Origin of the sequence: Devosia indica (assembly GCF_003056405.1) — a bacterium.
GTDB classification, from domain to species: Bacteria; Pseudomonadota; Alphaproteobacteria; order Rhizobiales; family Devosiaceae; genus Devosia; species Devosia indica.
The window spans coordinates 27,559-47,845 of record NZ_PYVZ01000008.1 but is presented as its reverse complement, the minus strand read 5'-3'; the positions used below and the strand labels follow the sequence as shown (position 1 = coordinate 47,845).

Below are 20,287 nucleotides of genomic sequence, written 5' to 3'. Positions count from 1 at the left end.
GAAAGTGTCCGGTAGGGCAGATTAGCGCGCTAAACCTTCGCCAGGGCCGCTTTCATGGCTGCCTGGTCATATCCGAGTGCGGTGAGGGCGGCAGCCACGATGCCGGCGCGATCGAGGCCGGCAGCGGCATACATGTCGGCCTGGGACGCGTGCTCGACAAAGGTGTCGGGGATCATCAGCGGGCGGAAACGCAGCTTGCCGTCGAGCAGGCCGTTGCCGGCGAGGAATGTTGCGACATGGCTGCCAAAGCCGCCCAGTCCACCTTCTTCGGTCGAAATCAACACGTCGTGGCTTTGTGCCAGTGATGTGATGAGTTCTTCATCGAGAGGCTTGAGAAAGCGCGCATCCGCCACGGTGGGATTAAGCCCAAGCGCGGCCAGCTTGTCAGCGGCGGCAAGCACTTCACCAAGCCGCGCGCCATAAGAGAGCAGCGCAATGGTGCTGCCCTGGCGCACCATGCGGCCCTTGCCGATCGGCAGGACATCGCCGCGTTCCGGCATGTCGACGCCCATGCCCTCGCCGCGGGGATAGCGGAAGGTGATGGGGCCGCTGTCAAATGCGGTGGCGGTTGCCACCATGTGGCGCAGTTCGGCCTCATCGGCGGCGGCCATATGCACCATGCCGGGAATGGCACCGAGATAGGCATTGTCGTAATTGCCGGCGTGGGTCGGCCCATCGGCGCCGACATAGCCGGCCCGGTCGATGGCGAAGCGCACTGGCAGGCCCTGAATGGCGACGTCGTGGATCACCTGGTCATAGGCGCGCTGCAGGAAGGTCGAATAGATGGCGCAGAAGGGTTTCATGTCTTCGCTGGCCATGCCTGCCGCAAAGGTCACGGCATGCTGTTCGGCAATGCCCACATCGTAGATGCGGCTGGGAAAGATCTCTGCGAACTTGTCCAGGCCTGTACCCGAGGGCATGGCTGCCGTGACGGCCACGATGCGGGGATCAGCCTGGGCTTCCTGGATCAGCGAGGAGGCGAACACCGAGGTATAGGACGGCGCATTGGACGGCGCCTTGGCTTGGGCGCCAGTGATGACGTTGAACTTGGATACGCCATGATATTTGTCGGCCGAGTTTTCTGCCGGGGCATATCCCTTGCCCTTCCTGGTCACGGCATGGATCAGGATCGGCCCCTGACCAAATTCCTTGACGTTGTCGAGAATGGCCAGCAAGTCCTCAAGATTGTGCCCGTCAATGGGACCGACATAGTAGAAGCCCAGTTCCTCGAACAGCGTGCCCCCGGTAAAGAAGGAACGGGCGAACTCTTCCGTGCGACGCGCCGGCTCGTGCAGGAAAGGCGGGAGCTTGGAAACCACGGCCTTCGCCGCCTCGCGGGTGCCGCGATAGACCGGGCCGGAGACCAGCCGCGCCAGATAGGTCCGCAGTGCCCCGGTGGGCGGGGCAATGGACATGTCATTGTCGTTGAGTATGACGATCAGCCGCGCATCCATTGCGCCGGCATTGTTCATCGCCTCATAGGCCATACCTGCCGACATGGCGCCATCGCCGATGACGGCAATGACATTGCGCGGCTTTTCGAGATGCTTGCTGGCCTCGGCCATGCCCAGGCCGGCCGAGATAGACGTCGAGGAATGCCCGGCGCCAAACGGATCGTATTCGCTTTCGGCGCGCCGGGTGAAGCCGGAGAGCCCCCCCTTCTGCCGAAGGGTCCGCATGCGGTCGCGGCGGCCTGTCAGGATCTTGTGCGGATAGGCCTGGTGGCCGACATCCCAGATGATGCGGTCGTGCGGGGTATCGAACACAGCGTGCAGCGCCACGGTCAGCTCGACGACACCAAGTCCCGCGCCGAGGTGGCCGCCGGTAACCGAGACAGCGTCGATCATTTCGGCGCGCAGTTCATCGGCTAGCTGGCGCAGATTTTCGCGCGGCATGCCGCGCAGATCGGCTGGCGTCTGAACGGTATCGAGCAGCGGCGTGTCGGGCTTGTTGGCCAAGCGTATCCCCGTCAAATATCTGGTTTGTCCCTGTTTAGGCGCAGGGTCATGCCTTTGCAATGCCGGCCAGGGCAATGCGGCGATGGGTCTCCACCAATGCGAGAGCATTCAGGCATTTGCGGGGCAGACAAGGCCCAACGGCAGCTTCAGTTGCTGGCCAACACCAAAGGTGCGGTGCGCGTAAAGCGGTTGTGGACTGGTGCGGGAGTACTATCACCGATACCCTTGACCAGCACATGGCGGCCCATTTCCGGCGTCGGGTCGAAATCGGCCTCATCGTGATCGAAGATCACCGCATAACGGCCCGAGGACATCGCTGCCGGATCGATAAAGATATCAGCGACATGTTCAAGGTCGGGCGCCACCAGATCGGGGCGGCGCATGGCATTTGGGTCATTACGGCTGGCGACATGTTGCACGAGTGCCTCGGCCAGCGGCGTGGTCGCATTGGCATCGGTCGCACCAAATGTGTCACCGAACAGGTCGGACAGGTTGCCACCGAGCGATGCGGTCTGGATGGTTGCTGCGGGGCGTAGAGGCGGCAGCACCGGCAAACGTTCAGTTGGTCTGGGGGGCGTTGCCGCAGTACTGGCGGTTGTCGTGCCTTCGATAATCATTTCCAGCGCGCGCTGGGCGCCAGGGTCGGCTGCCGGGCTTGCGGCAGCATAAGCTGACAGGATGTCCGCCGGCGGATCGGACATGATAAGCCGTGGCGTTGGCATGGTCGGCTCGGTCAAGGCTGCAAGGGCCGTGACGGCGTCATTGTTGCGCAGGTCTTCGGGCATGGTCACTGGCATGGCTACCGCGACCTGCGTACTCTCACTTATCTCGTCATCGGTCAGCGGCGCACTGCCGCTGGTCGAAAAGGGCAGAGCGGTATCGGACGCCGAGGCAACAGCAAGGTCTGGCCCGCCCAGATCGGCCGGCCGGAGATCGGGCATGACCGGGGCAACCGGGGTCGTGCGCTGTGGAGCCATGGATGCAGTTTGTACCTGCGGCGCATTGCCGGACGTCTGCTCGTCTTCGCCAAACAGCAGATCCATCAGGGTGCGGCCACTGCCTTCCGACGAGCTGGCCACCTGCGTGCCCGAACTGCTGCCATTGCAGGGATAGGCATGGCAGCGCTTCCATTCAGCCAGGGCCACATTGTAGCCCTGCTGGGACAATACCTTGCCATCGGTGGGCACATGCATGGTCTTGCCGTCGGGGAACAGGTCCTTGAGCTGAGCGCGGGTCATACGCGGCCAGGCGCGCACCGAACCGGTATCCAAATGCACAAACGGGCTGCCTGAAGTAGGGTAATAGCCTACGCCACCGACCTGTTTCTTCATTGCGGCGGCGCGCAGCTTGGCCAGTGGTACCCCGGGAATGAAGAAGTCCATGGCGGTGCCGCGCATGTGCTGCGAATTATCGGCCACGCCAGACGACTTTGAGGCCAGCATGGCGTTGGTGGCCGGTGAGCGATAGGCGGAAACGATGTTGATCGGCTGCGTGCCGCCGACGTCCTGATAGACCTCCCAGACCAGGTCGAACAGGCGCGGATCCATTTTGGTGGGTTCGTTGCGGCGCCAGTCCCGCAGGAAATAGTTGAGCTCATTCAGGCCCGACTGGACATATTGCCCATTGCGCTTGAAAACGATGCGGGCGGTTTCTTTGGTGTGGGTATAATAAAGGTAAAGAGCTCGCTCAGTCGCTGCCTGGACCGGAACGACCGGTAGCAGGGCGGAAACGCACAAGGCCGCGGCGGCAACAACCCGTGCAGCACTTCTCCAATTGATGAACCCCAAGACCGTCACGCCAAACTCTGCCCGGCTTTCTCGTCAGATAATGGTGAGACGTTAGCGCCCAATTCGCTCGAATTGATTAACGCTAACCAGTTGTGAACTGACCGTAGATCCCCTCACGCGTCTGTTATTAAGGGCAAAAGCAGGCACAACCAAGGCGAAATTGTTACCCGGGCGTTAACCTAGCTCAATGTCATCGAGCCTTTTTGCCGTCAGGGCGAGAGCTCTTGGGGCACTGTTTCGGCCTCAGCAACAATGGCCGGTGGCTCGACGGCATTGAGCCCCATGGCGGCGATCAGCTTTTCATTGTGGCCATAGAGATCACCAAACGAGCGAATGGCCCCGTCCTCGTCGACCCGCAGGGTAAAGTAGGCCAGATGCACCGGAATCTGCTTCTGCGGGTTTACCCAGCGCTCGGACGGGCCGAACATGGATTCGAGCGAGGCGCGCGATATGTTTGGCTCATTGGCCATCAGCGCATCGGCAAATTCCATCGGGTTCTGCACCCGCACACAGCCATGGCTGAAGGCTCGATAGGACCGCGCAAACAACGATTTGGACGGGGTGTCGTGCAGATAGACGTCATGCTTGTTGGGGAAGAGGAACTTGATCTGCCCCAGGGCATTGCCGGCGCCGGGGCGCTGGCGCACGCGGAAGGGGAAATTGGACGGCGAAACCTGGGTCCAGTCGACCTGCCAGGGACTGACCGGGGCGCCATTATAGAGCAGGTCCATATTGTGGCTGTCGGTATAGCCCGGATTGCGCAGGACCGCGGGGGCGATCTCACCGCGAATAATAGACGACGGCACGTTCCAATAGGGGTTCACAACCACGTGCCGGATGCTGTCTGAAAATACTGGCGTCTGGTTCTTGGTGGTGCCAACAACCACGCGCGTCGTATATTCTTCCTGGCCATTGCGCAGGATAGAGAGGCGGAACTCGGGAATGTTCACGAAGACGGTGAAATCGCCCAGTTCGGACGGCATCCAGCGCCAGCGTTCCATATTGGCGATGATGTCTTCGCGCCGCGTGGCTGCGCCACCGTTTAGGGCGGCGACCGTGGCGGGCCCGATGATGCCGTCGACTTCGAGTCCTTGGCCTTCCTGGAAGGATCGGATCGCTTCAACGGTCAGATCATCATAGAGCTGGGAGGTCGAGGCGGCCAATTCCAGCCGCGCGCGAATGGCGGGCAGGCGGGCATCGGAATTGCCTGGACGGAGCACCGGGCCGTCACCAATCGGGGTGGGGCGGGCGGCACTGGATTGCTCAAAATTGGCAAGGGCCGCCTTGAGCGCCTGGAACTCCCGGTGCTGGGGTTCGAGCTGCATCAGGATCGCGGCGGGATCGTTGCTCCGGGCGAGCTGCTCAAGCAGCGCGGCCTCATTGATCGGCTTGCGCTTGAGATCGAGCAGGGTGCTGATCGACTGGGGATCGATGCGGCCATTATGCAGGTGATCGGCATAGCGCATGGTGGCAGCCGAAAAAGCGGTCTCAAGGGTAGCCAGTTCAATGCCGTCGCCCGACAGCCGGGCGGCATCAATTTGCGGGGTCAGATAGTCGGACGGGTCCAGCCCCTCGCTGGCAGCATTTTCAAACAAGGTGATGATCTTGGCGGCTGCGGGCGAGAAGGCGACCGTGCCATTGGCCTGTTCGGTCAGCCAGATTGGCTCGAAATGGCGCTCACCATAGAGAAAATAGAGCCTTTGGGCTTCCTCGTGAGCGCGCGTGTCAGGGCGAGCGCCGTAATATGCGGCTGACAAGCCGGACTTGATTGTGCGCGCCAGGGCACTTTGCGGCGGAGCAATGACGATGCGGTCGGTTTCAAGGCTGGCAAGCTGTTGAGCTGATACCGGAGAAACCACAGCCGTGGCGGCGACCAGGGCGACCAGACTGACCAGAACCTTGTTCATGCTTGCTCCCGACAACAATCAACCACACCCGGCACGAATCTAGACGTGTCTGGGCATGCCAGAAAAAATCAATAGCCCGCAATTCTTAACAGGAGCAATTGCTCGCAGATTCGTGAAACGACGCTGTGGCTGGACTGCAACGGTATGGGCACTGCCGAAAGACCGCCTTTCTGCTCCTTGCGCTCGTGCCGCCCACATTAGGGTCGGCACGGTGGGTCGGCAACGCGCCTCATTCGCAGGAGGTAGCTTAGCTACCAAGGGGCCAGCCCGGATACTCGATCGGCAACTGGCTGATGGCGTCGAGTTGCGCCATGTCTTCCTGGTCCAGGAAAATTTCGGTTGCCTTGACGTTTTCGCGGAGCTGGTCAACCCGGTTGGCCCCGATCAGGACGGTGGAGACAACCGGCTGTATCAATAGCCAGGCGATGGCGATCTGAGCGGGCTTGCGGTCGTGTTTTGCAGCAACGGCTTTCAGCACGTCGATCAGCGGTTCGCCGCCTCACCGCTCGATGCACATGGCCACGCCCATGCCGCCGCCGATGCAAAGGGTGGCGAGACCTTTGCTGAGATTGCTGCGCGCAAGCTCGTGGAGAAGCGTGACGAGGATACGGGCGCCGGATGCGCCGATGGGGTGGCCGATCGCAATGGCCCCGCCATTGACGTTGACGATGTCCGGGTTCCAGTCCATCCCGGCATTGACCGCGCAAGCCTGGGCGGCGAAGGCCTCATTGGCCTCGACGCGATCAAGGTCACCGACAGTCCAACCCGCATTTGCCAGCGCCTTGTGCGATGCGGGAATAGGGCCGGTGCCCATGATCGATGGGTCAACCCCGGCTGTGGCCCAGCCAGCAATGCGCGCCAGCGGGGTGAGACCGCGCCGCGCCGCTTCATTCTGATGCATCAACAACAGGGCCGCCGCGCCATCATTGAGTCCCGAAGCATTTCCGGCGGTTACACTGCCGTCCTTGTCAAAGGCCGGACGGAGTCTCGCCAGGGCTTCGGCGCTGGTGTCGGGACGCAGATGATCGTCGGCATCGACAAGGGTGGTTCCCTTGCGCGTTTCGATGGAAACGGGCGCGATTTCCGCCTTGAAGTGCCCTGCGGCCTGGGCCGCAGCGGCCTTCTGCTGACTGGCCAGCGCAAATGCGTCCTGCTGTTCGCGCGAAATGCCAAACTGTCGCGCCACATTCTCGGCCGTGATGCCCATGTGATAGCCGCCAAAGGCGTCAACGAGCCCGTCGGTCACCATGGTATCGACCAGGCTAAGCGGTCCCATCTTGGTGCCGGCCCGCAAATGCTGGCAATGGGGTGAGAGCGACATTGATTCCTGTCCGCCCGCAACAATGATATCGGCATTGCCGCACAGGATCTGCTGCATGCCTATGGCCACGGCACGCAGGCCCGAACCGCAGACCTGGTTGATGCCCAGGGCCGTGGCCGATTTTGGAATGCCGGCTTTCACCGCCGCCTGGCGGGCCGGGTTCTGGCCGGCGCCAGCCGTTAGCACCTGGCCAAGGATCACCTCTTGGACGTCCTCGGGTGAAACGCCGGCGCGGGATAGTGCGGCGGTAATCGCAATGGCGCCCAGATCATGGGCCGGAACATTGCTCAACGGGCCCAAAAAACTGCCGACCGGCGTGCGGGCCGCGCCGACAATGACGATGCCGCTCATGCCACCTTCTCCGCGAGGGCGACCGTGAAGCGTGCCTCGGTCTTGGCGGTGATCTCATCTACGCTGACCCCATCGGCCAATTCGATGAGGCGCATGTCCGTGTCGCCTCGGCGAGCAATTGAGAAGACGCCGAGATCGGTGATGACAAGATCGGCAACGCGCTTGCCGGTGAGCGGCAAGGTGCATTCCTTCAGCAGCTTGGCCTGGCCCTTGGCCTCGTGCTCCATGACCACGACGACCCGCTTCACGCCCGCCACGAGATCCATGGCGCCGCCCATGCCCTTGACCATCTTGCCGGGGATCATCCAGTTGGCGAGATCGCCTGTTTCCGAGACCTGCATGGCCCCGAGGATAGAAAGGTCGATATGCCCCCCCCGGATCATGGCAAAACTGTCGGCGCTGGAAAAGAAGCTGGTTTCGGGCAGGGCAGTGACGGTCTGTTTGCCGGCATTGATGAGGTCGGCATCTTCTTCTCCGGCATAGGGGAATGGTCCCATGCCCAGCATTCCGTTTTCGCTCTGCAGGCGTACGTCCATGCCTTGGGGGATAAAATTAGCCACCAAGGTCGGGATGCCGATGCCGAGATTGACATAGAAACCGTCTTTCAGTTCCTGGGCGGCGCGTGCCGCCATCTGATCGCGTGTCCAGGCCATCAGGCACTCTCCTCGTCGCGCTGCCGAACGGTGCGCTGTTCGATATGTTTGGTGGGTACGGGCACATGCACAATGCGGTCGACATAGATGCCAGGCGTATGAATCTGGTCCGGATCAAAGCTGCCGGTCTCGACCAGGTTTTCCACCTCGGCAATTGTGACCTTGCCGGCCGTTGCCATCATCGGATTGAAGTTCCGCGCGGTCATCCGGTAGACGAGATTGCCTTCGGCATCGCCCTTCCAGGCATGGACAATAGAGATATCGGCAACCAGGCCGGTTTCCAGCACATAGTCGTCCTCGCCGAAGCGTCGCACTTCCTTGCCCTCGGCGATCAGCGTGCCGACACCGGTTCTGGTGAAAAAGGCTGGAATGCCGGCGCCTCCGGCACGAATGCGCTCGGCCAGGGTGCCCTGCGGGTTGAATTCCAGCTCAAGTTCCCCTGATAGATATTGTTCGGCAAACAGCTTGTTCTCGCCCACATATGACGAGATCATTTTTCTGATCTGCTTTGTCGCTAGCAGGCGCCCGAGGCCGACCCCATCGACCCCCGCATTGTTGGAAATGACTGTTAGTCCCTTGGCGCCCGAGGCCTCGATGCCTTCGATGAGCGCTTCGGGAATACCGCAGAGGCCAAAGCCCCCCGACATGATGGTCATGCCATCGGCCAGCACATCAGCCAGCGCTTCGGCAATATTGGACTTAACTTTGCGCATAGCGGGTTCCCTAGAGCGGTTTCTTGAGCCAGCGCGACAGCACGCCAATGATGCCTTCACGGAACAACAGCACGCTGACCACAAAAATGGTGCCTTGCAGGATGGTCACCCAGGCTCCGAAGCTGGCGAAATAGTTCTGCATGGTGACGATGACGGCGGCGCCGACAAACGGACCAAAAATGGTGCCCATCCCGCCCAATAGGGTCATCAGCACCACCTCGCCCGACATGGTCCAATAGACGTCGGTGAGTGAAGCGAGCTGGAACACGAGCGCTTTCGTCGAACCGGCCATTCCCGCGAGCGTGGCCGACATGACAAAGACGGCGAGCTTGTAGCGGTTGACCTTGTAGCCCAGCGAGATCGAGCGGGGCTCGTTGTCGCGTATGGCTTTCAGCACTTGGCCGAAGGGCGAATGGATGATGCGGTAGATGGCGAGGAGCCCGCCGAAGACAATCGCCAGCACAACAAAATAGAGCGTCATGTCATTGCTGAGCGGGATGACGCCAAAGAGATCGCCGCGCGGCACCGCCTGGATGCCGTCTTCGCCGCCGGTGAACGGCGATTGCAGGGCGAAGAAGAAGACCATCTGCGCAAAGGCCAGCGTTACCATGGCGAAGTATATGCCCTGGCGGCGGATGGCCAGCGCGCCGATGACGAGGCCGAGAAAGGCCGCGGCGATTGTGCCGAGCAGGATGGCCACTTCCGGTGTCAGGCCCCAGACCTTGGCGGCATGTGCGGTGACATAGCTGGCCGAGCCGAAGAAGGCGGCGTGACCGAAGGACAGGAGTCCCCCAAAGCCGAGCAACAGGTTCAGCGCCGAGGCAAAGAGCGCAAAGCACAGGATCTTCATGATGAAGACCGGATAGAGCACGAAGGGCGCGATCAGCAGCAGGACCAGGAGGCCGGCGAAGATGATGATGTGATGGCGCGGGGTGCCGATCGGCATGGCGTCGGCGGCGCTGGAATAGGTTGTTTCGGTGGTGACGCTCATTTATGCGGTCCTTCCGAAGAGGCCGGCCGGCTTGAAAAGCAAGACGATGGCCATGATGACGAAGATCGCGACCGAGGAAGCCTCGGGGTAAAACACCTTGGTCAGACCTTCGACGATGCCGAGACCGAACCCGGTGAGGATGGCCCCCAGGATCGAGCCCATGCCACCGATCACCACGACGGCGAAGACCACGATGATGAGGTCCGCGCCCATATTGGGATTGACCGAGTAGATCGGGGCGGCGAGCACGCCGGCAAAAGCGGCTAGAGCGACGCCGAAACCGTAAGTTAGCGTGATCATGCGCGGCACGTTGATGCCGAAGGCGCCGACCAGGGTGGGATTTTCGGTGGCGGCGCGGAGATAGGCGCCAAGGCGGGTGCGCTCGATGGCAAACCAGGTGCCGAAGCAGACAATGAGCGAGGCGACGACCACCCAGGCGCGATAATTGGGCAGGAACATGAAGCCCAGATTAGTCCCCCCACTGAGTTGGGAAGGGATGGAATAGGGCAGGCCGGAAACGCCGAAACCGTTGCGGAACAGGCCTTGGATGATAAGGGCGAGACCGAAGGTCAGCAGCAGGCCATAGAGGTGATCGAGATGGTAAAGCTTTGAAATCATTAGTCGTTCGATGACGACCCCGGTGGTGCCGACCACCAGCGGCACGATGACGAGGGCGCCCCAATAGGGGATGCCGAGCCAAGTCAGGCCCATCCAGGCGACGAAGGCGCCCATCATATATTGGGCCCCGTGGCTGAAATTGATGATGTTGAGCAGGCCAAAAATGACCGCCAGGCCCAGGCTGAGCAGGGCATAGAAGGAGCCGTTGATCAGCCCCAGAAGGAGCTGGCCGAACAGGGCCTGTGGGGGAATTCCCAGGAGCTCGAACATGATTTTGTCTCTTGGCTACCAGATCGGGGAGGGCCCCGGCCGTGGCCAGGACCCCAAAGATGAACGGATTGCTGCCTATTCGACGAGGGCGCAGCCGCCGTCTTCAAGCGGGCGGAAAGCGATCTCGGCGGGAATGGTGGCGAGGAGCTTGTAATAGTCCCACTCACCGGTGGATTCAGCGGGCGACTTGACCTGGAACAGGTACATGTCGTGGATGTGCCGGCCATCGGCGCGCAGTTCGCCTTCCCCGAAGACCTGGTCCGAAGACGGATTGGACTTCATCCAGTCCATGACGCCATCGGTGGCCTTGTCGCCGGAGGCTTCCACGCCCTTGAGATAGTGGGTGACGGCCGAATAGACGCCGGCATGGACCATGGTGGGCTTGGAGCCGCCCATTTCTTCGGAGAAGCGTTCGGACCAGGCGCGGGTCTCGTCATTGAGATCCCAGTAGAAGGCCTCGGTCAGCACCAACCCCTGTGCGGTTTCAAGACCCAGCGCATGCACGTCCGTGATGAAGATCAGCAACCCGGCAAGCGCCTGGCCGGCCTGGGTGATGCCGAATTCGGCTGCCTGCTTGATCGAGTTGACGGTGTCGCCACCGGCATTGGCCAGACCGATCACATCCGCGCCGGAGGCCTGGGCCTGCAAAAGGAAGGATGAGAAGTCGGTGCCGGGGAAGGGGTGGCGGACCGAGCCGACAACGGTGCCGCCGGAGGCTTGCACCACGGCGGTGGTGTTTTCTTCCAGCGAGTGGCCGAAGGCATAGTCGGCGGTCAGGAAGTACCAGTTCTGGTAGCCGTTATCGACCATGGCCTTGCCCGTGCCATTGGCCAGGGCATAAGTATCATAGGTCCAGTGGGCGGTGCCCGGAGCGCATTGCGCGCCGGTCAGATCCGTCGAGGCGGCACCGGAATTGAGGAAGATCTTGCCCTTTTCACGGGTGATCTCATTGACCGCCAGGGCTGCCGAGGAGGTAGGGACGTCGACAATGACGTCGACGCCTTCCTCGTCATACCACTGGCGGGCAATGGTGGAGGCGACGTCGGGCTTGTTCTGGTGGTCGGCCGAAATCACTTCGACATTGATGCCTTTGGCTGCGGCATCGAAATCCTCGATGGCCATGCGGGCGGCCACGACCGAGCCTTCGCCCGACAGGTCGGCATAAATGCCGGAGCGGTCGTTGAGCACGCCGAGCTTGACGTCGACGGCCATGGCCGACCCGGCCATCAGCATGGCGGCAAGTCCCGCCAGGGTTGCTGTCTTGAAGTTCATTGGTTCTCTCCTCCTAAGGTCCTCTCCCGGACCGGTTTCCTCACACGCCCAGATAGGCGTGAAGCTTGCCCAGATTGGTCTGGATCTCTGTGTTGGGGATCATGTCGATGACCCGGCCCTGCTCGACCACGTAGTGGCGATCGGCGACCGAGGCGGCGAAATGAAAGTTCTGCTCGACCAGGACAATGGTGAAGCCCTGGTTCTTGAGCGTGGCCAGCGTGCGGCCGATCTGCTGGACGATGACCGGGGCCAGGCCCTCGGTCGGTTCGTCCAGAAGCAGGAATTTGGCGCCGGTGCGCAGAATGCGGGCAATGGCCAGCATCTGCTGTTCGCCGCCGGAAAGCTTGGTGCCCTGGCTTGAAAGGCGCTCGCGCAGGTTGGGGAACATGGTCAGCACGTCGTCGCGGCTCAGTCCCCCGGGTTTGATGACCGGAGGCAGCATGAGGTTTTCGTCCACCGAAAGGGCGGAAAAGATGCCGCGCTCTTCGGGGCAGAAGGCAATGCCAAGCCTGGCGATGGTTCGGGCGGGGAGCGCGATCAGTTCGCGGCCCTCGAATTGCACAGCGCCGGCGCGCTTGGCGATCAACCCCATGATGGCGCGCAAGGTCGTGGTCTTGCCCGCGCCATTGCGCCCGAGCAGGGTAACGACTTCGCCCGGTGCCACGTCGAAATTGATGCCGTGCAGGATATGGCTTTCGTCATACCAGGCCTGAAGATCGCGGACGGCCAGAGCGCTGGATGAGGTGTCGAGTTTGCGGGCAGCGTCAGCCATGACCAGCTCCGATATAGGCTTCAACGACACGCGGGTCCTTGGAGACGGTTTCATAGGGGCCTTCGGCCAGCACTTCGCCGCGGGCCAGAACGGTGATCCTGTCCGAGAGATCGGCGACGACGGAAAGGTTGTGTTCGACCATCAGGATGGTGCGCTTGGCCGCAATGCGGCGGATCAGGGCCGAAATGCGCGACACGTCCTCCTGCGCCATGCCGGCCATGGGCTCATCGAGCAGCAGCATTTCCGGCTCGAGCGCCAGGGTCGTGGCAATTTCCAGTGCGCGTTTGCGGCCATAGCTCAACTCGCCGGCTGTCTCGCCGGTAAATTCGGTCAGGCCCACCTCGTCGATGCGCTCGCGTGCTTCGGCGTCGTAGTCGTTGAGCACCCTCTGGTTGCGCCAGAAATCGAAACTGTCGCCACGTCGGCGCTGCAGGGCGATGCGGACATTTTCGAGCACGCTCATGCGTGGAAACACCGCAGAAATCTGGAAGGAACGGACAACACCGAGCCGGGCAATGGCAGCCGGGGCCAGCCTGGTAATGTCGCGACCATTGAAGGAAATGGTTCCGGCGCTGGGCTGCAGAAATTTTGTCAGAAGGTTGAAGCAGGTGGTCTTGCCGGCGCCATTGGGGCCGATCAGCGCGTGGATGGTGCCGCGCTCGACATCGAGGTCGACGCCATTGACGGCGGTGAAGCCGGAGAAGCGCTTGGTCAGCTGCCGGGCGGAGAGAATGATATCGGGGGCGCTCATTTGGCGGTCCAGCCTCCGTCGATGGAAATGGTCGAGCCGGTGATCGAGCGGGCCCAGTCCGAGCAGAGATAGGCTGCCATTTCGGCGATCTCTTCGGGCTGCACGAATTGCTTGGTCGGCTGGGGCGCCAGAATGACCTGACGGATCACCTCGTCTTCGGTAAGGCCGTGGACGCGAGCCTGGTCGGCGACCTGTCTGGCCACAAGGGGCGTCCAAACATAGCCGGGGCAGATGGCGTTTACGGTGACACCCTTCTCAGCGGCTTCAAGCGCCACGGTCTTGGTGAGGCCGACAACGGCGTGCTTGGTGGCGACATAGGCCGATTTGAAGGGGGAGGCGCGCAGGCCATGGGCCGAGGCGATATTGATGATGCGGCCCCAGCCCCGTTCGGTCATGCCGGGCAGGCAGGTGCGGATGGCATGGAAGGCCGAATCCAGGCTCACTGATACGATGCGCCGCCAGTCCTCATCGGAGAAATCCTCAATTGGCGCGACCTTCTGGATTCCAGCATTGTTCACCAGCACATCGATCTGGCCGAAACGGGCAATCACCGCTTCAGCCAATGCCCGGCTGGCGGATGAATCGGACAGGTCTGCCGGGAAATAGGCGATCTCGCCGGTGCCCAAGGCATCGAGCTCACCGATCAGACCAGCATGGTCTGCAGCGCGCTCAAAGCTGTTGAGCGCAACGCAATAGTTTAGCTGAGCAAATTTATGCGCGATCGCGAGCCCAATACCGCTCGTCGATCCCGTCACCAGCGCAACGCGCTTTGACACGATCCCTTGCCTCCACCCTGTCCTCGGCCTTGTGGCCGTTGTTGTTGGGCAAGAGGTTGCACGAAGCGTGCCAGTGCCGGATTCCCTGCGTTCTCGGCATTTCGTTCAGGTGACTTTGTCCGGTTGCCCGGACGCGCCGGACAGATTTTGTCCGGAAAGCCGGATGCTACCTCTCAGTCGAGGCGGTGCCGCTTGAGCTTTTCATAGAATTGTGAGCGTGACACGCCCAGACGCCGGGCAGCGGCAGATTTGGAGCCGTCCTCTGCGGCGAGGGCTTCGAGCATGGCCGTGCGTTCGGCAAAAGCCAGGCGTTCGGCCAGGTTGTCAGCGATAGGTGGAGCGGGGGCAGCCGCCTCCCTCGCTGCGGGTGGCAGGGCCTTGGCGATCAAGTCCAGATCGATCATTTCGGAAGGAGCCATGGCGGCAGCGCGCTCCAGCACATTGCGCAATTCGCGCACATTGCCCGGCCAGGAATAGCGGGTGAGCTGGTCAATGGCTTCTGGTGTGATCAGCCAGCCGCGCTGGTCGCGGGGACGGGGAATGGTTTCGAGCAGGGCTTCGGCGATGAGGCCGATATCATCGAGCCGCTCGCGCAAGGGCGGCACGTGAATGGCCAGCACCGCAATGCGATAATAGAGGTCGGCGCGGAAGCTCTTGTCCTCGATCTTCTGTTCGAGGGGCTGGGAGGTGGCGGCGATGATGCGGACATCGACCTTCTTGACCGTGTTGGAGCCGAGCGGTTCGAATTCACCCTCCTGCAGGGCACGCAGCAGCTTGGCCTGCAGGGCCGCCGGCATGTCGCCGATTTCGTCGAGAAACAACGTGCCGCCATGGGCCAGCTCGAACTTGCCTTTTCGCGGCTTGCGGTCCGCACCGGTAAACGCCCCGGGGGCTACGCCGAAAAACTCGGCTTCCAGCAGTGCTTCGGGGATGGCGGCGACATTGACCGCCACGAATGGACCATCGGCCCGGTCCGATTGCTGGTGGATGGCGTGGGCGAGCAGTTCCTTGCCGGTGCCGGTCTCGCCAAGGATGAGCGCCGCGCCATCACGCAGGGCATAGCGGCGCACCACGGTCTTGAGTTCACGCACCGTCTCGGAAGCACCGACAAAGCTGGACAGTGAATATTTGGTCTGCCGTTCGCGGTTGAGCGCGGCCTGGGCTCGGGAAAGCTGGCGCTGCATGGTTTCGAATTTTTCGAGGATGGGCGCGAGATAGTCGATTTCTTCGTAGAAGACGAAGCCGACGGCGCCCTGGATTTCGCCCTCCTCATTGCGCAGGGGCAGGCGGCAGACGACGAACTGTTTGTCGTCGAAGGCCATGATATCGATGAGAATTGGGCGCCCGGTTTCAACAACGCGCCGCAGCAGGGAATGGGGGATGACCTCTTCCACCCGTTGGCCGATAAGGCCTGCTTGAGATGGAATACCCAGCAATTCGCGGTAGCGGTCATCGATCCAGGTGATCCGCGCCTCGGCATCCACGGTTATGGCGCCCTTGAAGCTGTCGCCCAGCGAGTCGAAGGCGTTGAGGACGGTTGCGACGGGTTTGGGCAGAGAGCGGTGTTGCGACATGCCGATCAACCGGGCATCGAGCTGAGATGGGAGAGCAGCTCGGCCACGTTGTGCGCATTGTATTTCTTGAGCAGCCGGGCGCGGTAGCTTTCGACGGTGCGGGGCGAGATGTCGAGCGTGCGGGCAATCTCCTTGGAGGTGCGGCCTTCGCCCAGATGCATGACGATCTGCCGCTCGCGTCCGGAGAGGTTGAGCACGTTGCGCGTTTCGGAGAGATCGGCAAAGCTCCAGACAGCGCGACGCAGCGGGTCATCGTCCCGGGTCAGGGAATGGCCGCGCACGCGGCACCAGAACAGGGTGCCGTTCTTGCGGGCCATGATGCGTTCGTCCGAATAGCGGTTGGTCCGCTTGAGCGGCTCCACCCCGACATCGCGAATGCGCTCGAATTCCTCCATGGAGGGATAGAGGATGGCGAAGGACTGCTCCAGCAACTCCTCGACAGCAAAGCCGAACATCTCGGCAAAGGCCGGATTGCATCCCTTGATGACGCGGCTCTCGGTGACCACCAAGCCGATCGGCGCGTTCTGAAAGGCTATGACGCTGAGGTCGTGGGGATCGATCATGTGGTGTGTTTCTACGGTATTGTCCGAGCTTCAGGAGCACGGGGATAATAGAGACCAATTCGCTCCGCGCCAGTCAAAGCCGAAATCGGCATGCCGGGGTGAACCGGAGGAGGGAAGTGTGACCGGACAGACCGGATGCACGATTCTCACAAGGATTGCATAGGGTTGGTTCGGGCGCGCAGTGCCTTGGCAAAACCTGTTGAGGGAGGAAAAATGATGAAGACGATATTGGCCGCCTTGGCTATTTCGACGGCGCTGAGTGGTGCGGCCTTTGCCCAGGATGCGGCGCGCATTGCGCTGCTGCACGGGCTTTCGGGCTCCCCGCTGGAGGCCTATTCCAAGCAGACCCATACGGGCTTCGAAATGGGTCTCGAATACGCCACCAATGGCACGATGGAGGTCAAGGGCAAGCCCATCGAACTGATCATCAAGGACACCCAGTTCAAGCCCGACATTGCCCGGGCGCTGCTGGCGGAAGCCTATGGCGACGATGATGCGCTGATCGCGGTGGGTGACACCTCCTCGGGCGTGGCGCTGTCCATGCTGCCGGTGGCCGAGGAATATGAGCGCATCCTGCTGGTCGAGCCGGCCGTGGCCGATGGCCTGACCGGGCCGGATTCCAACCGCTATGTGTTCAAGACCTCGCGCAATTCGTCGATGGACATGCAAGCCCAAGCGCTGGCGCTGGCACCGGACGAGAACCTATATGTGGCGACCCTGGCGCAGGACTATGCCTTTGGCCGCGACGGCGTTGCGGCTTTCAAGAGCGCACTTGAGGGAACGGGCGCTAATCTGGTGGCCGAGGAATATGTGCCGCAACAGACCACCGACTTCACCGCCACCATCGAGCGATTGTTCAACGCGCTCAAGGACCAGCCGGGCCGCAAGGTGATCATGATCTACGTGGCGGGTATCGACGCCATGACGCCGCTGGCGTCGGCCGATCCGGGGCGCTTCGAGATCGAGCTGTCGACCGGCGGCAATATCCTGCCGGCGCTGGCCGCCTACAAGCAGGTGCCGGGCATGGAAGGGGCGATCTATTATTATTACGAAGCCCCAGACAATGCCGTGAACGACTGGCTGGTCGAGGAGCATATGGCCCGTTTCGGCACGCCGCCGGACTTCTTCACCGCTGGCGGCATGGCTTCGGCCATGGCCATTGTCAAAGCGCTGGAAACGGCCCCCGACTGGGAAACCGAGACGCTGATCGAGACCATGGAAGGGATGAGCTTCGAGACGCCCAAGGGCACCATGACCTTCCGCCCCGAGGACCATCAGGCGCTCCAGGCCATGTATCACTTCAAGATCAAGGTTGAGGATGGCGTGGACTGGGCCATTCCCGAGCTGGTGCGGGTGATCGAGCCGGACGAGATGGATATCCCGATCGGCCGCAACAACCAGGAATAGGCTGCGCGTGTTGCAGGCTTGACGATGCGCCCGGCGGGGGCCCTCCTCCTCGCCGGACGCTTCAATTGCGCGGGGAACAGATTTGTCCACATCGCCTTCGATCCGAACCGAAAACTTGTCGATCCATTTCGGCGGTCATGCCGCGGTCAATAGCGTTAGCTGCGCCTTTCATCCCGGCGAGCTGACGGTGATCGTGGGGCCGAATGGCGCGGGCAAGACGACCTGGTTCAACCTGGTTTCGGGGCAGCTCCGCCCCACCCGGGGCCGCATCTTCCTGGGCGAGCGGGACATTACGACGCTCTCGCCTTCGCAGCGGGCGCGGGCCGGTATTGGCCGTGCGTTTCAGTTGACCAATCTGTTTCCCAAGCTGTCGGTGTTCGAGAATGTGCGGCTGTCGGTGCAGGGCAAGGCACGGCAGGGACATCGCATGTTCAAGAGGACAGCGGCGCTGTCGGGCCTGGCCGAGAAAGCAATGCATTTTCTTGAGCAGACCAATCTTGCCGCAGTGGCACAACTGCCGGCGGCGGCCTTGCCACATGGGGATCAGCGCAAGCTTGAGGTGGCGATGCTGCTGGCCATGGAGCCGGATATTTTCATGTTCGACGAGCCAACCGCCGGCATGTCGGTGGACGAAGCGCCGGTGATCCTCGATCTCATCGCACGGATCAAGGAGGACGCTTCGCGGACGATCCTGCTGGTCGAGCACAAGATGGATGTGGTGCGCGCTTTGGCGGACCGCATTGTGGTGCTGCACAATGGCGAACTGGTTGCCGATGGCGATCCGGCCGAGGTGATGGATTTGGCGCTGGTCCGCGACATCTATCTCGGCACCGGTGCCGATGAGGTGGCGTGATGTCGGCCATCCTTCGCCTTGAGGGCGTCCATACCAATATCGCCCAATATCAGGTGCTGCATGGGGTGAGCCTGGATATCCCCGAGGGTGGGGTGCATGTCATTTTGGGCCGCAATGGTGCGGGCAAGACCACCACGCTGCGCACCATCATGGGATTGTGGAAGTCTCGGCTTGGGACGATCCAGTTTCGCGGGCAGGACATTGCCCAGCTCGGCACCCCCGATATTGCGCGGCTCGGCATTGCCTTCGTGCCGGAGAATATGGGCATTTTCGGTGGCTTGACGGTGGAAGAGAATATGCGCCTTGCCACCCATGACGGCAGCTTCGACACCGAGCGGCTTGAACGCATCCATGCCATCTTCCCCGCGATCAAGCAGTTCTGGCAAAAGCCGGCGCATGCGCTCTCTGGCGGGCAAAAGCAGATGCTGGCGGTTTCCCGCGCCATTATCGAGAAGCGCGACCTGATTTTGATCGATGAGCCGACCAAGGGGCTGGCGCCCTCGATTATCCGCAACATGATCGCCGCGTTTCGCGAGATCGCCGAGGAGACCACGATCCTGCTGGTCGAGCAGAATTTTCACTTCGCCAAGGCGCTGGGCCAGACCGTGGCGGTGATCGATGACGGGCGCATCGTGCATCGCGGCAGCATGACCGAGCTGGCGGAGGACGCGGCCTTGCAAAGCCGCTTCCTCAGCCTCTCGCTGGAAGCCCATTGAGGACGACATGAGCGATACTTCCATTCCTTTTCGGACCCGCATGAGCGCCGGCATCGACCGTTTCGGCGGTGTGATGCTGCTGCCGGTCGTGCTGGCCTTCATTGCTTTTGTGCTGATTGGGCAGCCCTCGACCTGGGCGACCCTGACGATTGCAGGCCTTGCCATGGGCATGATGATCTTTCTGATGGCTTCGGGGCTCTCGCTGATTTTCGGGCTGATGGACGTGCTCAATTTCGGCCATTCCGCCTTTGCGACGGCGGGGGCCTTTGTCGGCGCCACCGTGCTGGCCTGGCTCGGTTTCTGGGTCACGGGGGGTAACCCCGCGCTCAATCTGGCCGGCTTGCTGCTGGCCATCGCGGCGGCGACCATATTTGGGGCGCTGGCCGGCTGGTTCTTCGAACGGGTGGTGATCAAGCCGGTATACCAGGATCACTTGCGGCAGATCCTGATTACCGTCGGCGCGCTGATCGTGGCTGAGGAACTGGTGCTGCTTATCTGGGGCGGTGCGCCCATTCCAGTGCCGCGCCCGGCAGTTCTAACCGGCTCGATCGTGTTTGCCGGTGTCTCGGTCGAGATCTACCGCATCTTCGCATTCCTGCTGGGCCTTGTGGTCTATGTCGCCATGTACCTGGTTCTCAACCGCACGCGGCTCGGATTGCTGATCCGGGCGGGTGTGGAGAACCGCGAAATGGTCGAGGCGCTGGGCTTTCGTATCGACCGGTTGTTCATTCTGGTGTTCATGGCCGGTTCGGCGCTGGCGGCCATGGGTGGAGCCATGTGGGCCGGTTATCAGGGCTTGATCACGGCGGCGCTCGGCTCGGAGATGATGATCCTGGTCTTCATCGTCGTCATCATCGGCGGGCTGGGGTCAATCCAGGGATCGCTGCTGGGAGCGCTTCTGGTCGGACTGATGGCGAACTATGTGGCCTTCCTCGTCCCCAAGATGGCGCTGGCCTCCAACATGCTCTTGATGATGGCGATCCTGCTCTGGCGGCCCTATGGGCTGCTGCCGGCGGTCAAGCGGTGAGGCGGAA

General features: G+C 61.9%; 19 protein-coding genes. 4 read left to right on the top strand and 15 right to left on the bottom strand.

Features of this window, described 5'->3' with window-relative positions:
- Positions 1-29: 29 nt before the first annotated feature.
- The 15 genes from dxs to DDE76_RS19845 form a co-directional block, all read right to left on the bottom strand.
- A complete protein-coding gene (gene dxs, locus DDE76_RS09510) occupies positions 30-1,958 on the bottom strand; it encodes a 1-deoxy-D-xylulose-5-phosphate synthase (protein ID WP_281261860.1) in 1,929 nt (642 codons plus the stop codon).
- A 146-nt stretch (positions 1,959-2,104) separates the two neighbouring features.
- Positions 2,105-3,754: a peptidoglycan L,D-endopeptidase MepK gene (gene mepK, locus DDE76_RS09505; RefSeq protein ID WP_198650880.1), complete on the bottom strand. Its 1,650-nt coding sequence runs from the start codon at positions 3,752-3,754 to the stop codon at positions 2,105-2,107.
- Positions 3,755-3,954: 200 nt separating this feature from the next.
- The gene (locus DDE76_RS09500) at positions 3,955-5,652 is read right to left on the bottom strand and encodes a L,D-transpeptidase family protein (RefSeq protein ID WP_104893090.1); all 1,698 of its coding nucleotides are present in this window, start codon (positions 5,650-5,652) and stop codon (positions 3,955-3,957) included.
- Between the two features lie 247 nt (positions 5,653-5,899).
- A complete protein-coding gene (locus DDE76_RS09495) occupies positions 5,900-6,130 on the bottom strand; it encodes an aldo/keto reductase (protein WP_198650879.1) in 231 nt (76 codons plus the stop codon).
- 21 nt (positions 6,131-6,151) lie between these two features.
- The gene (locus tag DDE76_RS09490) at positions 6,152-7,324 is read right to left on the bottom strand and encodes an acetyl-CoA C-acetyltransferase (RefSeq protein WP_104893092.1); all 1,173 of its coding nucleotides are present in this window, start codon (positions 7,322-7,324) and stop codon (positions 6,152-6,154) included.
- Entirely contained in the window at positions 7,321-7,977 is a 657-nt protein-coding gene (locus tag DDE76_RS09485) for a 3-oxoacid CoA-transferase subunit B (RefSeq protein WP_104893093.1), read from the bottom strand. The genes DDE76_RS09490 and DDE76_RS09485 overlap by 4 nt, the downstream gene beginning before the upstream one ends.
- Complete coding sequence (locus DDE76_RS09480) at positions 7,977-8,690, bottom strand: CoA transferase subunit A (protein WP_104893094.1); 714 nt, start codon at positions 8,688-8,690, stop codon at positions 7,977-7,979. The genes DDE76_RS09485 and DDE76_RS09480 overlap by 1 nt, the downstream gene beginning before the upstream one ends.
- Positions 8,691-8,700: 10 nt before the next feature.
- Positions 8,701-9,681 (bottom strand): branched-chain amino acid ABC transporter permease, encoded by a 981-nt coding sequence (locus DDE76_RS09475; protein ID WP_104893095.1) that lies wholly within the window; start codon positions 9,679-9,681, stop codon positions 8,701-8,703.
- Complete coding sequence (locus tag DDE76_RS09470) at positions 9,682-10,569, bottom strand: branched-chain amino acid ABC transporter permease (protein ID WP_104893096.1); 888 nt, start codon at positions 10,567-10,569, stop codon at positions 9,682-9,684. It abuts the gene before it with no gap.
- A gap of 75 nt (positions 10,570-10,644) precedes the next feature.
- Positions 10,645-11,841, bottom strand: a complete 1,197-nt coding sequence (locus DDE76_RS09465) for an ABC transporter substrate-binding protein (protein ID WP_104893097.1) — start codon at positions 11,839-11,841, stop codon at positions 10,645-10,647.
- Between the two features lie 40 nt (positions 11,842-11,881).
- Positions 11,882-12,613: an ABC transporter ATP-binding protein gene (locus DDE76_RS09460; RefSeq protein ID WP_104893098.1), complete on the bottom strand. Its 732-nt coding sequence runs from the start codon at positions 12,611-12,613 to the stop codon at positions 11,882-11,884.
- The gene (locus DDE76_RS09455; protein ID WP_104893099.1) at positions 12,606-13,364 is read right to left on the bottom strand and encodes an ABC transporter ATP-binding protein; all 759 of its coding nucleotides are present in this window, start codon (positions 13,362-13,364) and stop codon (positions 12,606-12,608) included. The genes DDE76_RS09460 and DDE76_RS09455 overlap by 8 nt, the downstream gene beginning before the upstream one ends.
- Complete coding sequence (locus DDE76_RS09450) at positions 13,361-14,143, bottom strand: 3-hydroxybutyrate dehydrogenase (RefSeq protein WP_104893100.1); 783 nt, start codon at positions 14,141-14,143, stop codon at positions 13,361-13,363. Before DDE76_RS09450 ends, DDE76_RS09455 begins: the two co-directional genes overlap by 4 nt.
- A gap of 170 nt (positions 14,144-14,313) precedes the next feature.
- Positions 14,314-15,714 carry a sigma-54 interaction domain-containing protein gene (locus tag DDE76_RS09445; protein ID WP_157955735.1) on the bottom strand — a complete coding sequence of 467 codons (1,401 nt, stop codon included), beginning with the start codon at positions 15,712-15,714 and terminating at the stop codon, positions 14,314-14,316.
- Positions 15,715-15,719: 5 nt separating this feature from the next.
- Positions 15,720-16,277, bottom strand: coding sequence for a helix-turn-helix domain-containing protein (locus DDE76_RS19845; protein ID WP_104893102.1), 558 nt, complete (start codon positions 16,275-16,277; stop codon positions 15,720-15,722).
- A gap of 216 nt (positions 16,278-16,493) precedes the next feature.
- Here DDE76_RS19845 and DDE76_RS09435 point away from each other — a divergent pair, with 216 nt between their 5' ends.
- The 4 genes from DDE76_RS09435 to DDE76_RS09420 all read left to right on the top strand — a co-directional run bounded on the left by DDE76_RS09435 (position 16,494) and on the right by DDE76_RS09420 (position 20,280).
- Positions 16,494-17,684, top strand: a complete 1,191-nt coding sequence (locus DDE76_RS09435; protein ID WP_104893103.1) for a substrate-binding domain-containing protein — start codon at positions 16,494-16,496, stop codon at positions 17,682-17,684.
- A gap of 82 nt (positions 17,685-17,766) precedes the next feature.
- Positions 17,767-18,537, top strand: a complete 771-nt coding sequence (locus DDE76_RS09430) for an ABC transporter ATP-binding protein (protein ID WP_198650878.1) — start codon at positions 17,767-17,769, stop codon at positions 18,535-18,537.
- Positions 18,537-19,253, top strand: a complete 717-nt coding sequence (locus tag DDE76_RS09425) for an ABC transporter ATP-binding protein (protein ID WP_104893104.1) — start codon at positions 18,537-18,539, stop codon at positions 19,251-19,253. The genes DDE76_RS09430 and DDE76_RS09425 overlap by 1 nt, the downstream gene beginning before the upstream one ends.
- 7 nt (positions 19,254-19,260) lie before the next feature.
- Positions 19,261-20,280 (top strand): branched-chain amino acid ABC transporter permease, encoded by a 1,020-nt coding sequence (locus DDE76_RS09420; protein WP_104893105.1) that lies wholly within the window; start codon positions 19,261-19,263, stop codon positions 20,278-20,280.
- Positions 20,281-20,287 lie beyond the last annotated feature (7 nt).